Genomic DNA, 13,854 nt, shown 5'->3' on the forward strand with positions numbered 1-13,854 from the left:
CGCGGCCGTCATCCAGGTCCGCCGGCGCGAGGCGGGCGCCCGGCCGTGACCACCGCACCGGCTCCCGCCGCCCCCCGCGCCGGGCTCGGCCCGGCCGGGGCGGCGCTGTGCGTGCTCGCCGCGCTCCTCATCGGCTTCGCCGCCAACCTCACCGTCCTCGGACACCTCCAGCACGCCCGCGACCAGTCCACCGCCTACGACGAGCTGCGCGAGCAACTCGCCCTCGGCACCGCACCGGTGGGGCAGACGACCTACGACGGCAGGGCGGTCGCGCCCGGCGCCCCCGTCGCCCTGCTCCGCGTCCCGGTCCTCGGGCTGCGCGAGGTCGTCGCCGAGGGCACCACCTCGCAGGTGCTCATGTCGGGCCCCGGGCACCGCCGGGACACCCCCCTGCCCGGCCAGGCCGGCACGGCCGTCGTCATGGGCCGCCAGTGGGGCTACGGCAGTCCCTTCAACGACCTGCACCGGCTGCCGCCCGGCGCCCGCGTCGAGGTGACGACCGGCCAGGGCGAGGCCGTCTACGAGGTGACGGGCGTCCGCCGGCCCGGCGATCCGAAGCCCGCCGCCGCCCGCGAGGGCGAGGGCCGGCTGACCCTGGTCACGGCCGACGGCGGCGCGTACACCCCGGAGGACTTCCTCTTCGTCGACGCGAAACTGCTCTCCGACGTCCGGCCCAGCCCCGCCCGGCCGCTGCGGCCCGGCTGGATCACCGACGCCGAGAAGCCGCTCGCGGGCGACCCGGCGGCCTGGCCGAAGATCTTCCTCGGCGCCCAGGCCCTCCTCGTGGCGGCCGTCCTCACCGTCGCCGCCCGCCGCCGCTGGGGCCCCCGCCAGACCTGGATCGCCGCCACCCCGGTGCTGGTCGCACTCGGCGTCCTCGTCTCCGGCGAACTGACCCGACTCCTCCCCAACCTCCTCTGAAAGCCGTGGAGCTGATGACCGCATGACCGATCTCGCCGACACCGCCGTCCTGCCGCCCGTCCCCGCCGCGAAGCCCCCGGCGGGTCGCGCCGGCGCGCTCGAAGCCGAGGCCGTCTCCGCCTGGTTCGGCGACCGCAAGGTCCTCGACCGGGTCTCGCTCGCCATGCCCGCCCACGAGGTGACCGCCCTCATCGGCCCCTCCGGCTGCGGCAAGTCCACCTTCCTGCGCATCCTCAACCGGATGCACGAACTCATCGGCTCCGCCGCCCTGTCGGGCCGCGTCCTCCTCGACGGCGCCGACATCTACGACCGCGGCCGCCGCATCACCCACGCCCGCCGCGAGATCGGCATGGTCTTCCAGAAGCCCAACCCCTTCCCCGCGATGTCCCTGTACGAGAACGTGCTCGCCGGCCTCAAGCTCGGCGGCGTCCGCGCCGGCCGGGACGAGAAGGACGCCCTCGTCGAGGAGTGCCTGACCCGCGCCGGCCTCTGGAACGAGGTCAGGGACCGGCTCCGACAGCCCGGCGGCGCCCTCTCCGGCGGCCAGCAGCAGCGCCTCTGCATCGCCCGCGCGCTCGCCGTCCGCCCCCGCGTGCTCCTCATGGACGAGCCCTGCTCGGCCCTCGATCCGACCTCCACCCGCCGGGTCGAGGAGACCATCGCCGACCTCAAGTCCGAGGTGACGATCGTCATCGTCACCCACAACATGCAGCAGGCCGCCCGGGTCTCCGACTCCTGCGCCTTCTTCCTCGCCGAGCAGGGCACCCCCGGCGTCATCGTCGAGCACGGCCCCACGGAGACGATGTTCGGCTCCCCGGCCGACCCCCGCACCGAGGACTACGTCAGCGGCCGCTTCGGGTGAGAGCCCGGCGGCGGCACGCGGAAGGGCCGGTACGGAACACCCGTACCGGCCCTTCCCCCTCACGTCCCGGTCACAGCCCCGCGGCCGCCGCCAGGTCCTTCTTCAGCGCGCCGAGCACCTCGGCGCCGGTGGCCCGCGCCGCAGCCAGGCCGCTCGCGTCGGCGACCGGAACCACGACCTCCAGGTAGCACTTCAGCTTGGGCTCCGTGCCCGACGGGCGGACGATCACCCGCGCCTTGAAGTCGCCGTCCAGGTGGTAGCGCAGGCCGTCCGTCGGCGGCAGCGACTCCGTGCCCCTGGTCAGGTCCTCCGCCGACACCACGGTCAGGCCCGCGAGCCGCACCGGCGGGGTCTCGCGCAGGGCGGCCATCGCGTTCGCGATGACGCCCAGGTCCTCCACCCGCACCGACAGCTGGTCGGTGGCGTGCAGCCCGTGCGCGACCGCCAGGTCGTCGAGCAGGTCCGTCAGCGTCCGGTCCCGCTCCTTCAGCTCCGAGGCCAGCTCGGCGACGAGCAGCGCCGCCGTGATGCCGTCCTTGTCGCGGACGCCCTCCGGGTCCACGCAGTAGCCGAGCGCCTCCTCGTAGCCGTACCGCAGCCCCTCGACGCGCGCGATCCACTTGAAGCCGGTCAGCGTCTCCTCGTACCCGACCCCGGCGGCCTCCGCGATCCGGCCGAGCAGCGAGGACGACACGATCGACTCGGCGAAGACGCCCCGCGCCCCCTTGTGCACCAGGTGGGCGGCGAGCAGCGCGCCGACCTCGTCGCCGCGGAGCATCCGCCAGCCGCCCTCGACGGACGCGTCCGGCACGGCCACGGCGCAGCGGTCGGCGTCCGGGTCGTTGGCGATGACCAGGTCGGGGTCCACGGCCCGGGCCGCCTCGAAGGCGAGGTCCATCGCCCCCGGCTCCTCGGGGTTCGGGAAGGCGACGGTCGGGAACGCCGGGTCCGGCTCGGCCTGGGCGGCGACGAGCGCCGGCGGCGGGAAGCCGTGCCGGGCGAAGGCCGCCGTCAGGACGTCCTTCCCGACGCCGTGCATCGCGGTGTAGACGGTCCGCGCGCCCCGGGGCGAACCGGGGGCCAGGACGGCGTCGGTCCGGGCCAGGTACGCCTCCAGGACCTCCTCGCCGAGCACCTCCCAGCCGCCGTCCGGGCGCGGCACGTCCGCCAGCGCCCGCACGGCGTCGATCTCGGCCGCGATCCCGGCGTCCGCCGGGGGCACGATCTGCGAGCCGTCGCCCAGGTACACCTTGTAGCCGTTGTCGCGCGGCGGGTTGTGGCTCGCCGTCACCTCGACGCCGGCGACCGCGCCCAGGTGCCTTATGGCGTACGCGAGGACCGGCGTCGGCAGCGGGCGCGGCAGCAGCGCGGCGCGCAGCCCGGCGCCCGTCATCACGGCGGCGGTGTCCCGGGCGAAGTCCTCGGACTTGTAGCGGGCGTCGTAGCCGATGACGACCAGCCCGCCGGCCTGCCCCTGCGCCTTGAGGTACGCGGCGAGGCCGGCGGCGGCCCGGATCACCACGGCCCGGTTCATCCGCATGGGTCCGGCGCCCAGCTCCCCCCGGAGTCCGGCGGTGCCGAACTGCAGCGTCCCGGCGAAGCGGACGGTCAGCTCGTCGGCGTCGCCGTTCTCGATCAGCGCTGCGAGTTCGTCGCGCGTCTCGCTGTCGGGGTCCTCGGCGAGCCAGGCCTGGGCCCGGGCGAGGAGTTCGTCCTGCGTCACGGTGGTGCGCCTTTCGTGTGCGGGCGGGGGAGGAGGGGGTGGTGGGGGCGAAGGTGCGGGTGGGCGGGGCGCGGGGGTCCGCTGCGCGGAGCCTTCCCCCGCCCCGCCCCTTCCCGAAACCGGGGGCGGGCCCCCGGCCCCCGTACGGCCTTCGGCCGCGTCCTGGAACGCCGGACGGGCTGACTCCAGCCCGTCCGGCGTCTGAGGACCGGGGTCCGGGGCGGAGCCCGGTCTCGGGAAGGGGCGGGGTGGGGGAGGAGCCCCGCGCAGCGGCCCGAGGCCCGGCGGCCCCCTGGGGCCGAGCGGTGCGGAACGTCAGATCCGGTCCAGCACCCGAGTCAGCAGTTCACCCATCCGCGCCGCCGAGTCGCGCCCCGCCTGGAGCACCTCCTCGTGGTTCAGCGGCTCGCCCGAGAGCCCCGCGGCGAGGTTGGTGACGAGGGAGATGCCGAGGACCTCCGCGCCGGCCTCGCGCGCGGCGATGGCCTCCAGGACGGTGGACATGCCGACGAGGTCGCCGCCCATGACGCGGACCATGTTGATCTCGGCGGGGGTCTCGTAGTGCGGGCCGGGGAACTGGACGTACACGCCCTCCTCCAGCGTCTCGTCGACCTCCTTGCACAGCGCGCGCAGCCGCGGCGAGTACAGGTCGGTGAGGTCGACGAAGTTCGCGCCGACGATCGGCGAGGCGGCCGTCAGGTTGATGTGGTCGCTGATGAGGACCGGCTGGCCGGGGCGCATGCCCTCGCGCAGGCCGCCGCAGCCGTTGGTGAGGACGACGGTCTTCACGCCGGCGGCGACGGCCGTGCGGACGCCGTGCGCGACGGAGGCGACTCCGCGGCCCTCGTAGAAGTGGGTGCGGCCGAGGAAGACCAGGACGTGCTTCTCGCCGATCTTGTACGAGCGGATCTTGCCGCCGTGGCCCTCGACGGCCGGCGGCGGGAAGCCCGGGAGCTCGGTGACGGGGAACTCGGCCTCGGGGGCGCCCAGGGCGTCCACGGCCGGGGCCCAGCCCGAGCCCATGACCAGGGCGACGTCGTGGTTCTCGACTCCGGTCAGCTCGCGCAGTCGCGCGGCTGCGGCCTCGGCGGCCTCGTACGGGGTGGCAGTAGCGTTCACTGGCTCTCTCGCCTCGGGGAGGGGGTCCGAGGGAGGTGGCCCCGGACGGAATTCATTCGCGAAGAAGCCTAGCCGGATAATTCCTACGCGCGTAGATGACGGCGCGGACGGACATGCGATCGTTGTCTTGTCGTTTCCCACGAAAGCACCCGCGGCGCGGATCGGGGCATGGCCTCAGCAGGGCCGCTTGCGGATCTCCATCACGTAGTCGTGCGGCGCCCCCGCCGACTCCGCCGCGTCGGCGACCTCGCCGAGATAGCGCGCGGACGGCAGGCCGCCCTCGTACGCGTTGAGCACGTAGACCCAGGCCGGCTCCTCGCCGTCGAGGGTGTGCACCCGCACCCGCATCCGCCGGTAGATGTCGAGCCCGACGCCCTCCCAGCGGTCCATGGAGTCCTCGTCCATGGGGGCGATGTCGTACAGCGCCACGAAGACCTGCTGGCGCGGCGCCTCCACCAGCGTGGCGAGCGCCCCCTCCCAGCCCATCTGCTCCCCGCCGAAGGTGAGCCGCCAGCCGTTGAGCCAGCCGGTGCCGCGCAGCGGGGAGTGCGGGGCGCGGCGGGTCATGAGCCGCGGGTCGAGGTTGCCGGCGTACGCGGCGTAGAGCGACATGGGTCCGAGGGTACGGGAGGGACGGGGGTGTCCGGCGAACCCCGAGGTGGGGGCCGTACGGAGGCTTCCGCCGCGGCCGGGCGGGGATTTTCCGGCCCCGGCGCGAGGGAGTCCGTCCCGTACGGGACAATGGGGTACGCACTTGAAGCGTGCGGGACAATGGCGTACGCACTGCAGCCCAGCGGGGGCCGCACACCCCCGGCAGAACGAGAGCGCGAGGCGTAGATCCCAGTGACCCGGATCGTGATCATCGGCGGCGGACCCGGCGGATACGAGGCGGCCCTGGTGGGCGCCCAACTCGGCGCGGAGGTGACCGTCGTCGACTGCGACGGCCTCGGCGGCGCGTCCGTCCTGACCGACTGCGTTCCCTCCAAGACCCTGATCGCCACCGCGGAGGTGATGACCACCTTCGACTCCTCCTACGAGGAGCTGGGCATCATCGTCGCCGACGACACCCCGCACATCGAGCAGTCCGCCCGCGTGGTCGGCGTGGACCTCGGCAAGGTCAACCGACGGGTGAAGCGGCTCGCGCTCGCCCAGTCGCACGACATCACCGCCTCCGTCACCCGCGCGGGCGCCCGGGTGCTGCGCGGCCGCGGCCGGCTCTCCGGCCGGCAGGCCGTCGACGGCTCCCGTCAGGTGATCGTGACGGCGGCCGACGGCACCGAGGAGACGCTGACCGCCGACGCCGTGCTGATCGCGACCGGAGGCCACCCGCGCGAGCTGGCCGACGCCCAGCCGGACGGCGAGCGGATCCTGAACTGGACGCAGGTCTACGACCTGAAGGAGCTCCCGGAGGAGCTCATCGTCGTCGGTTCCGGTGTGACCGGCGCCGAGTTCGCCGGCGCCTACCAGGCCCTCGGGTCCCGCGTCACCCTGGTGTCCAGCCGCGACCGCGTGCTGCCGGGCGAGGACCCGGACGCCGCCGCCGTCCTGGAGGACGTCTTCCGGCGCCGCGGCATGAACGTCATGGCCCGCTCCCGCGCCGAGTCCGCCAAGCGGGTCGGCGACCGGGTCGAGGTCACCCTCTCGGACGGCCGGGTCATCTCCGGCACCCACTGCCTGATGGCCGTCGGCGCGATCCCGAACAGCGCCGGGATGGGCCTGGAGGAGGCCGGCGTCCGGCTCAAGGACTCCGGCCACATCTGGACCGACAAGGTCTCCCGCACCTCCGCCCCCGGCGTCTACGCGGCCGGCGACGTCACCGGCGTCTTCGCGCTCGCCTCGGTCGCCGCCATGCAGGGCCGGATCGCGATGTACCACTTCCTCGGCGACGCGGTGGCCCCGCTCAACCTGAAGACGGTCTCGTCGAACGTCTTCACCGACCCCGAGATCGCCACCGTCGGCTACACCCAGGCGGACGTGGACGCGGGCAAGATCGACGCCCGGGTCGTCAAGCTGCCGCTGCTGCGCAACCCCCGCGCGAAGATGCAGGGCATCCGGGACGGCTTCGTCAAGATCTTCTGCCGTCCCGGCACCGGCATCGTGGTCGGCGGCTGTGTCGTCGCCCCCCGGGCGAGCGAGCTGATCCACCCGATCTCGATCGCGGTCGACAACAATCTGACGGTCGAACAGATCGCAAATGCTTTCACCGTGTACCCCTCCCTGTCGGGCTCGATCGCGGAAGTGGCACGGCAGTTGCACACCCGAAAGACCTCGGGCGAGGGCTGACCTTCCGGCGCCGGGGGCGGCGATCACCGCCCCCGCCTGCGGGAACGGTTCGCCGACTCGGACAACCCCCGGCAAGACGGGGCATAGTCCAGGCACAAAACGGATCAATGGCGGGGCTCCCCATACCACTTGGGAGCCCCGCCTGTGTGTATCTTCCGCAATCCGGCCCATAGTGCTGAAAAGCATCCGCGCCGCACGTTACTGTCAGTTTCGTGTTCGCTGCAGAACGTCGCCAGTTGATCCTCGAAATGGTGCGAGCCAATGGGGCCGTGTCGCTCCGCGAGCTCGCCCGCGTCGTCCAGACCTCCGAAGTGACCGTGCGCCGCGACGTACGGGCCCTGGAGGCAGAAGGACTCCTCGACCGCCGGCACGGCGGTGCGGTGTTGCCGGGCGGATTCACGCGAGAATCCGGCTTCCCGCAGAAATCCCATCTCGCGACCGCCGAGAAGACGGCCATCGCCGACGTCGCCGCGAGCCTCGTCGAAGAGGGCGAGGCCATCGTCGTCGGCGCCGGGACCACCACCCAGGAGCTGGCCCGCCGGCTCGCCCGGGTGCCCGGCCTCACCGTGGTCACCAACTCGCTGCTCGTCGCCCAGGCCCTGGCGCACGCCAACCGGGTGGAGGTCGTCATGACCGGCGGCACCCTGCGCGGCTCCAACTACGCCCTGGTGGGCAGCGGGGCCGAGCAGTCGCTCCAGGGGCTGCGCGTCTCCCGCGCCTTCCTCTCCGGCAGCGGGCTCACCGCCGAGCGCGGCCTCTCCACGTCCAACATGCTCTCCGCGAGCGTGGACCGGGCGCTGGTGCAGGCGGCGGCCGAGGTCGTGGTCCTCGCCGACCACACCAAGCTCGGCACCGACACCATGTTCCAGACGGTGCCGACGGACGTGATCACCCGCCTGGTCACCGACGAGCCCCCGCCGCACGACGAGCGGGCCGCCACCGAGCTCCAGGCCCTGGCCGACCAGGGCGTGCAGATCGCGGTGGCCGGCACCGGGCAGGGCGGCGTCCCCGCCGCCGAGCAGCTGCCCCCGGGCGTCCGGGGCCGCCGGGACGTGCCGCTGCCCGTGCAGCGCGGCGGCAGGATGCCCGGCGGACAGTTCCGCGGCCCCGGCCCCGGTGGCCTCGGCGCGGAACCCCTGGAGCGCACGGCCCGCGTGGCGGACCTCCGCCGCCGCTGACCCCCCCCGCCCCGCCCCGTACGACCCCGCTCCGGCCGACACGCCCCGGGGCCCGTACGACCGGCAGGACCCGCACCCTCCGCAGCACCCGCGCGACCCGCACCATCCGTACGACCCCGACGCAGTGAGCCGCCGCCCCTTCCGCCGGATACGGCGAAGGGCCCCCAGGCGGCTGCCTGCGGGCCCTTCGGTGCGATCGGACGGGCCGTCAGGCCTTGATCTCGCAGATGCCGGCGCCGGACGTCACCGACGCGCCGACCTCGGCGCTCAGGCCCGTGACGGTGCCGGACTTGTGCGCGTTGAGCGGCTGCTCCATCTTCATGGCCTCCAGGACGACGATCAGATCGCCCTCCTTGACCTCCTGGCCCTCCTCGACCGCGACCTTCACGATCGTGCCCTGCATGGGCGAGGCGAGGGTGTCGCCCGAGGCGGTCGGGCCGGACTTCTTCGCGGCGCGGCGCTTCGGCTTGGCGCCGGCGGCCAGACCCGTGCGGGCCAGGGTCATGCCCAGGCTCGACGGGAGGGAGACCTCCAGGCGCTTGCCGCCGACCTCGACCACGATGGTCTCGCGGCCGGCCTCGTCGTCCTCCGCGTCGGCACCGGCCGGGGCGAACGGCTTGATCTCGTTGACGAACTCCGTCTCGATCCACCGGGTGTGGACGCGGAACGGGTCGGCGGTGAACGCCGGGTCGACCACGACGGCCTGGTGGAACGGGATGGCCGTGGCCATGCCCTCTACCTTGAACTCGGCGAGCGCGCGGGCGGCGCGCTGGAGCGCCTGCTCACGGGTGGCGCCGGTGACGATCAGCTTCGCGAGCAGCGAGTCCCAGGCCGGGCCGATGACCGAGCCGGACTCGACGCCCGCGTCCAGGCGGACGCCCGGGCCGGTCGGCGGCTGGAAGAGGGTGACCGTGCCGGGGGCCGGCAGGAAGTTGCGCCCCGGGTCCTCGCCGTTGATGCGGAACTCGAAGGAGTGACCGCGCATGGCCGGGTCGCCGTAACCGAGCTCCTCGCCGTCGGCGATCCGGAACATCTCGCGGACCAGGTCGATGCCGGTGACCTCCTCGGTGACCGGGTGCTCCACCTGCAGACGGGTGTTGACCTCCAGGAAGGAGATCGTGCCGTCCATGCCGACGAGGAACTCGACCGTGCCGGCGCCGACGTAGCCGGCCTCCTTCAGGATCGCCTTCGACGCCGCGTACAGCTGCGCGTTCTGCTCGTCCGTCAGGAACGGCGCGGGCGCCTCCTCGACGAGCTTTTGGTGGCGGCGCTGGAGCGAGCAGTCGCGGGTGGAGACCACGACCACGTTGCCGTGCTGGTCGGCGAGGCACTGGGTCTCGACGTGGCGCGGCTTGTCCAGGTAGCGCTCGACGAAGCACTCGCCGCGGCCGAAGGCGGCGACGGCCTCGCGGACGGCGGAGTCGTAGAGCTCCGGCACCTCTTCGAGGGTGCGGGCGACCTTGAGGCCGCGGCCGCCGCCGCCGAAGGCCGCCTTGATGGCGATCGGCAGGCCGTGCTCCTCGGCGAAGGCGACGACCTCGTCCGCGCCCGAGACCGGGTCCGGGGTGCCCGCGACGAGCGGGGCGCCGGCGCGCTGGGCGATGTGGCGGGCGGCCACCTTGTCGCCGAGGTCGCGGATCGCCTGCGGCGGCGGGCCGATCCAGGTGAGACCGGCGTCGATCACGGCCTGGGCGAACTCCGCGTTCTCGGAGAGGAAGCCGTAGCCGGGGTGGATCGCGTCCGCGTCGGCGTCCTTCGCGGCCTGGAGCACCTTGGCCATGTCCAGGTAGCTGGTGGCCGGGGTGTCACCGCCCAGGGCGAACGCCTCGTCGGCCGCGCGGACGTGCAGAGCGTCCCGGTCCGGGTCCGCGTAGACGGCTACGCTGGCGATCCCGGCATCCCGGCACGCACGGGCGACACGAACTGCGATTTCGCCACGGTTGGCGATGAGCACCTTGCGCACGATGGCTCCCTCCTTGAGATCAAGCTGAGTTTAGGGACTGCCGACACGGCCCCTCGCCCCGTCCCCAATAGTGAGCTTGCCCACACGGAGTGTCGATCGAGGCTCGCTCGGGTCGTGAAATCCCTTGTCGCACCACGGTACGCAGGGTTCCTTTACGGCACAGTAGCTCCGAGGTGTGGCGCAGGTCTCTGTTCGTGGAGCCAGTCGCCGTTCGGGTTTCTTTGTGGAGTCCCTACGAATGGCGCAGTGATTCTTTGCCGGAACGTCGCCCTTCGGCCATGGCGCACGAACCCTTGTCCGGACGTTTACCGGCCAGTAGCCTTCGCGCTGTCGACCGTACTGTCGGTAACAGCCGCATTCAGGGGGTGGCCGAGGTGGCCCGCAGACCGATCGCCTTCGTCACGGCCGCCGTGCTCCTCGTGGAGGCGCCCGCCATCGTCGGGCTCAACGCGGTCATGGCCAAGTTCGTCGAGGTCCAGTCGATGTCGCTCGACGGACTCGACCCCGACCACATGGTCACCGGCACCTGGGCGCTCGGCATCGGGTCCGGCGTCGCCCTGCTGTTCTGCGCCCTCGCCGCGCTCGTCACGGGGATCCGCGACCGCCGGCCCGGCCGCCTCGGGCGGGGCCTGCTGATCGGCTGCGCGGTCGTCCACGGGCTGCTCGGCGCGGTCGCCGCCGCGCTGGTCGGCTGGACCGCCTTCGCCGTCCTGATGGCCGTCGTCGCCCTCGTCGTGCTCACCCTGGTGATGTACGACAAGGAGCCCGGGGCCCCGGCGCCCGTCAAGGCCCCGGAGCCCGCCGAGGCGTGACGCGGGCTCAGGCGGTCCAGAGCTCGGTGATCCCCACGTCCAGCTTCGCGAGGAGCCGGCGCAGCAGCGGCAGCGACAGGCCGATCACGTTGCCCGGGTCGCCGTCGATGCCCTCGATGAACGGGGCCGAGCGGCCGTCCAGGGTGAAGGCGCCCGCCACGTGCAGCGGTTCGCCGCTCGCCACGTACGCCGCGATCTCCGCGTCCGTCGGCTCGCCGAAGCGCACCACCGTCGAGGCGGTCGCCGACTCGTAGCGCTTGGCCGCCGTGTCGTAGACGCAGTGGCCGGTCTGGAGGATGCCGACGCGGCCCCGCATCTGCTGCCAGCGGGCGGTGGCCTCGGCGGCGTCGGCGGGCTTGCCGAGCGCCCGGCCGTCCAGTTCCAGGACCGAGTCGCAGCCGATCACCAGCGCGCCGCTCGCCTCCGGGCGGGCCGCCACGTGCGCCGCCTTGGCCTCCGCCAGCGACAGGGCCAGCTCGGCCGGGGTCGGGGCGTGGACCTTGTCCTCGTCGACCCCGCTGACGATCACCTCGGGCGCGAGGCCGGCCTGGCGGAGCAGACCGAGCCGGGCGGGGGAGGCGGAGGCGAGGACGAGGCGGCGGGGCGTGCCGCCCGGGCGATCAGCAGTCATGGGGGCAGCGTACTCAGCGCGAGCCCGTCACGAGCATCAGGACGACCATGGCCAGCGCCAGGATCACGCCCGACCGGCGCAGCATCTCCTGGGCCTCGCGCAGGAACTTCGGAGGCTTGTTCTCGGGGTCGGACCACAGCATGTTCCCGATGGTGCGGGGTGGAGCGGCCGGGGCGCCTGAGTACGGATACTCAAGCGCTCCCGGAAACCCCCTCAGGCGGTGTACGCGCCCGCCGCGGCGGCGGCCAGGGCGGCCGTGACGGCCCGCTCGGCGTCGGCGGCGCCCAGCTCCTCGTGCGTGACGGAGAAGCGGTAGTAGAGCGGCGCGGAGACGGCCCGCAGCAGCTCCACTGGGTCGGTGCCGGCGGGCAGTTCGCCGCGGGCCAGCGCCCGTTCCGCGACCGGGGCCCATTCGGTGAGCCGGGTGCGGTAGAAGCCGCTCAGCGCCCGGGCGCACTCCTCGTCGCAGGCGGCGGCGGCGATGACGGCCCGGAAGACGGCGCCCATCCGCGGGTCGGTGAGGGTCTCCCGCACGAGGACGGCGTTGGCCCGCAGGTCGCCGGCGAGGCTGCCGGTGTCGGCGGCGGGCCGGGACTGCTCGGCCATGTCGTGCAGGAGGTCCGTGACCAGGCCGACGGGGGAGCCCCAGCGGCGGTAGACGGTGGTCTTGCCGACGCCGGCGGCGGCCGCGATCTGGTCCATGTTCAGGGTGGGGAAGCCGCCGGTGGCGAGGGCCTCCTGGGTGGCGTCGAGGACCGCCCGGCGCACTTTGGCGGTGCGGCCTCCGGGGCGTCGGCTGCCGGGCGCGGCCGAGGGGTCCGGCGTCCCGCTGCTCTCGTTCAAATGGGTCTCCTGTTCCGTTAAGGCGGTGCGGTCTGCTAGCGTCTCGCTCATCTTAACGGAACCAGTCTCCCATTAAGGGGTCCCGTCATGGTCGCGCTCGAAACACGCCCCGCCCCGGCCGGGGGCGTCCGCATGGACGGACGGATGAAGCTCGTCCTCGTCGTCCTCCTCGTCGCCCAGTTCATGCTGGCCGTCGACTTCTCCATCCTGAACGTCGCCCTCCCCGTCATCGGCGAAGGACTCGGCTTCTCCCTCGGCGGCCTCCAGTGGATCGCCACCGCCTTCGCCCTCTCCGCCGCCGGCTTCACCCTCCTCTTCGGCCGCCTCGCCGACCTCCTCGGCCGCCGCCGCGTCTTCCTCGTCGGCATGGCCGTCCTCGGCGCCGCCTCCCTCGCGGGCGGCCTCGCCACCACCCCCGAGCTCCTGATGGCCGCCCGCGTCGCCCAGGGCCTCGCCACCGCCGCCGTCACCCCCGCGGGGCTCTCCCTGCTCACCTCCGCCTTCCCCGAGGGGCCGCTCCGCGACAAGGCCCTCGGCCTCAACGGCGCCCTGATGTCCGCCGGCTTCACCACCGGCGCCGTCCTCGGCGGCGTCCTCACCGACCTGCTCTCCTGGCGGTGGGCCTTCTTCGTCAACGTGCCGGTCGCGCTCGCCGTCCTCCTCGTCGCCCCCGCCGTCCTGAAGGAGAGCCGCCCCACCGAGCGGCCCCGCCTCGACGTGCCCGGCGCCGTCACCGTCACCGGCGGCCTGCTCGCCCTCGTCCTCGGCCTCACCGCCGCCGGCGAGCACGGCTGGACCGCCCCCGGCACCCTGCTGCCGCTCGCCGCGGCCGCCGCCCTGCTGACCGCCTTCCCCCTCGTCGAGCGGCGCTCCGCCGCGCCCCTCGTCCCGCTCCGGGTCCTGCGGCGCCGCACCGTCGTCTGGGGCAACCTCGCCGGACTCGTCGCCTTCGCCACCGAGACCTCTCTGGTCTTCCTGATGACCCTGCACCTCCAGGACGTCCTCGGCTTCTCCCCGCTCGCCGCCGGCCTCTCCTTCGGCGTCCTCGGCGCCGGCACCGTCCTCGGCGGCCTGCTCGCCCCGCGCTTCCTCGGCCGCTTCTCGCCCCGGGCCGCGCTGGTCGCCGGCGGGGCCCTCCAGGCCGTCGCCACCCTCGCCCTCCTGGGCATCGGCGACGAGCGGGGCACCTACGGCCTGCTGCTCGCCGCCACCTTCGCCGGCGGCGTCGGCAACATGCTCGCCATCGTCGGCTTCATGGTCACCGCCACCTCCGGTCTGCCCGACAGCGAGCAGGGCATGGCCACCGGCATCGCCACCATGACCCAGCAGGTCGGCATCACCCTCGGCACCCCGGTGATGAGCGCCGTCGTGGTCACCGCCGCCACGCTCCCGGGCGGCATCGCCCGCGCCGTCGCCGTCAACGCCGCCCTCGTCCTGGCCGCCGCCCTCGCCTCGGCGCTCCTGCTGCGGCGGCGCTGAGTGCGCACGACGAAGGCCGGACCCCCCGCACACGGGGTCC

Annotated in this window: 13 protein-coding genes; 6 read left to right on the top strand and 7 right to left on the bottom strand. The window is 73.8% G+C overall.

Annotation, left to right across the window (positions count from 1 at the left end; genetic code table 11):
- Nucleotides 1-45 precede the first annotated feature (45 nt).
- A complete protein-coding gene (locus tag IE321_RS28210; RefSeq protein WP_051843007.1) occupies nt 46-921 on the top strand; it encodes a sortase in 876 nt (291 codons plus the stop codon).
- Nucleotides 922-943: 22 nt separating this feature from the next.
- Nucleotides 944-1,783 carry a phosphate ABC transporter ATP-binding protein gene (locus IE321_RS28215; RefSeq protein WP_190225015.1) on the top strand — a complete coding sequence of 280 codons (840 nt, stop codon included), beginning with the start codon at nt 944-946 and terminating at the stop codon, nt 1,781-1,783.
- A gap of 70 nt (nt 1,784-1,853) precedes the next feature.
- Here IE321_RS28215 and IE321_RS28220 read toward each other — a convergent pair whose 3' ends face one another.
- The 3 genes from IE321_RS28220 to IE321_RS28230 form a co-directional block, all read right to left on the bottom strand.
- Nucleotides 1,854-3,506, bottom strand: a complete 1,653-nt coding sequence (locus IE321_RS28220; protein WP_190225016.1) for a phospho-sugar mutase — start codon at nt 3,504-3,506, stop codon at nt 1,854-1,856.
- 315 nt (nt 3,507-3,821) lie between these two features.
- Nucleotides 3,822-4,625 carry a purine-nucleoside phosphorylase gene (locus tag IE321_RS28225; RefSeq protein WP_043227005.1) on the bottom strand — a complete coding sequence of 268 codons (804 nt, stop codon included), beginning with the start codon at nt 4,623-4,625 and terminating at the stop codon, nt 3,822-3,824.
- A 174-nt stretch (nt 4,626-4,799) separates the two neighbouring features.
- A complete protein-coding gene (locus IE321_RS28230; protein ID WP_043227006.1) occupies nt 4,800-5,237 on the bottom strand; it encodes a gamma-glutamylcyclotransferase family protein in 438 nt (145 codons plus the stop codon).
- 231 nt (nt 5,238-5,468) lie between these two features.
- On the opposite strand from IE321_RS28230, the gene IE321_RS28235 reads away from it, so the two are divergent.
- The gene (locus IE321_RS28235; protein ID WP_043227007.1) at nt 5,469-6,908 is read left to right on the top strand and encodes an NAD(P)H-quinone dehydrogenase; all 1,440 of its coding nucleotides are present in this window, start codon (nt 5,469-5,471) and stop codon (nt 6,906-6,908) included.
- Between the two features lie 248 nt (nt 6,909-7,156).
- Entirely contained in the window at nt 7,157-8,086 is a 930-nt protein-coding gene (locus IE321_RS28240; protein WP_229916572.1) for a DeoR/GlpR family DNA-binding transcription regulator, read from the top strand.
- Nucleotides 8,087-8,294: 208 nt separating this feature from the next.
- Here IE321_RS28240 and IE321_RS28245 read toward each other — a convergent pair whose 3' ends face one another.
- Complete coding sequence (locus tag IE321_RS28245; protein WP_043227010.1) at nt 8,295-10,049, bottom strand: acetyl/propionyl/methylcrotonyl-CoA carboxylase subunit alpha; 1,755 nt, start codon at nt 10,047-10,049, stop codon at nt 8,295-8,297.
- Between the two features lie 374 nt (nt 10,050-10,423).
- On the opposite strand from IE321_RS28245, the gene IE321_RS28250 reads away from it, so the two are divergent.
- On the top strand, nt 10,424-10,861 hold the full coding sequence (locus IE321_RS28250) for a hypothetical protein (RefSeq protein WP_372470189.1): 438 nt from the start codon (nt 10,424-10,426) through the stop codon (nt 10,859-10,861).
- A 7-nt stretch (nt 10,862-10,868) separates the two neighbouring features.
- On the opposite strand, the gene IE321_RS28255 is transcribed toward IE321_RS28250, so the two are convergent.
- From IE321_RS28255 to IE321_RS28260, 3 genes are all read right to left on the bottom strand, one after another.
- Nucleotides 10,869-11,492 carry a Maf family protein gene (locus IE321_RS28255; RefSeq protein ID WP_043227012.1) on the bottom strand — a complete coding sequence of 208 codons (624 nt, stop codon included), beginning with the start codon at nt 11,490-11,492 and terminating at the stop codon, nt 10,869-10,871.
- A 13-nt stretch (nt 11,493-11,505) separates the two neighbouring features.
- Entirely contained in the window at nt 11,506-11,634 is a 129-nt protein-coding gene (mmpB, locus tag IE321_RS42910) for a morphogenic membrane protein MmpB (RefSeq protein WP_264202424.1), read from the bottom strand.
- 71 nt (nt 11,635-11,705) lie between these two features.
- Nucleotides 11,706-12,386, bottom strand: coding sequence for a TetR/AcrR family transcriptional regulator (locus IE321_RS28260; RefSeq protein WP_079022238.1), 681 nt, complete (start codon nt 12,384-12,386; stop codon nt 11,706-11,708).
- 36 nt (nt 12,387-12,422) lie between these two features.
- Between IE321_RS28260 and IE321_RS28265 the strand changes: the two genes are divergently transcribed.
- Nucleotides 12,423-13,814, top strand: coding sequence for an MFS transporter (locus tag IE321_RS28265; protein ID WP_190225019.1), 1,392 nt, complete (start codon nt 12,423-12,425; stop codon nt 13,812-13,814).
- Nucleotides 13,815-13,854 lie beyond the last annotated feature (40 nt).

This window comes from Streptomyces hydrogenans (assembly GCF_014656075.1).
Taxonomy (GTDB): domain Bacteria; phylum Actinomycetota; class Actinomycetes; order Streptomycetales; family Streptomycetaceae; genus Streptomyces; species Streptomyces hydrogenans.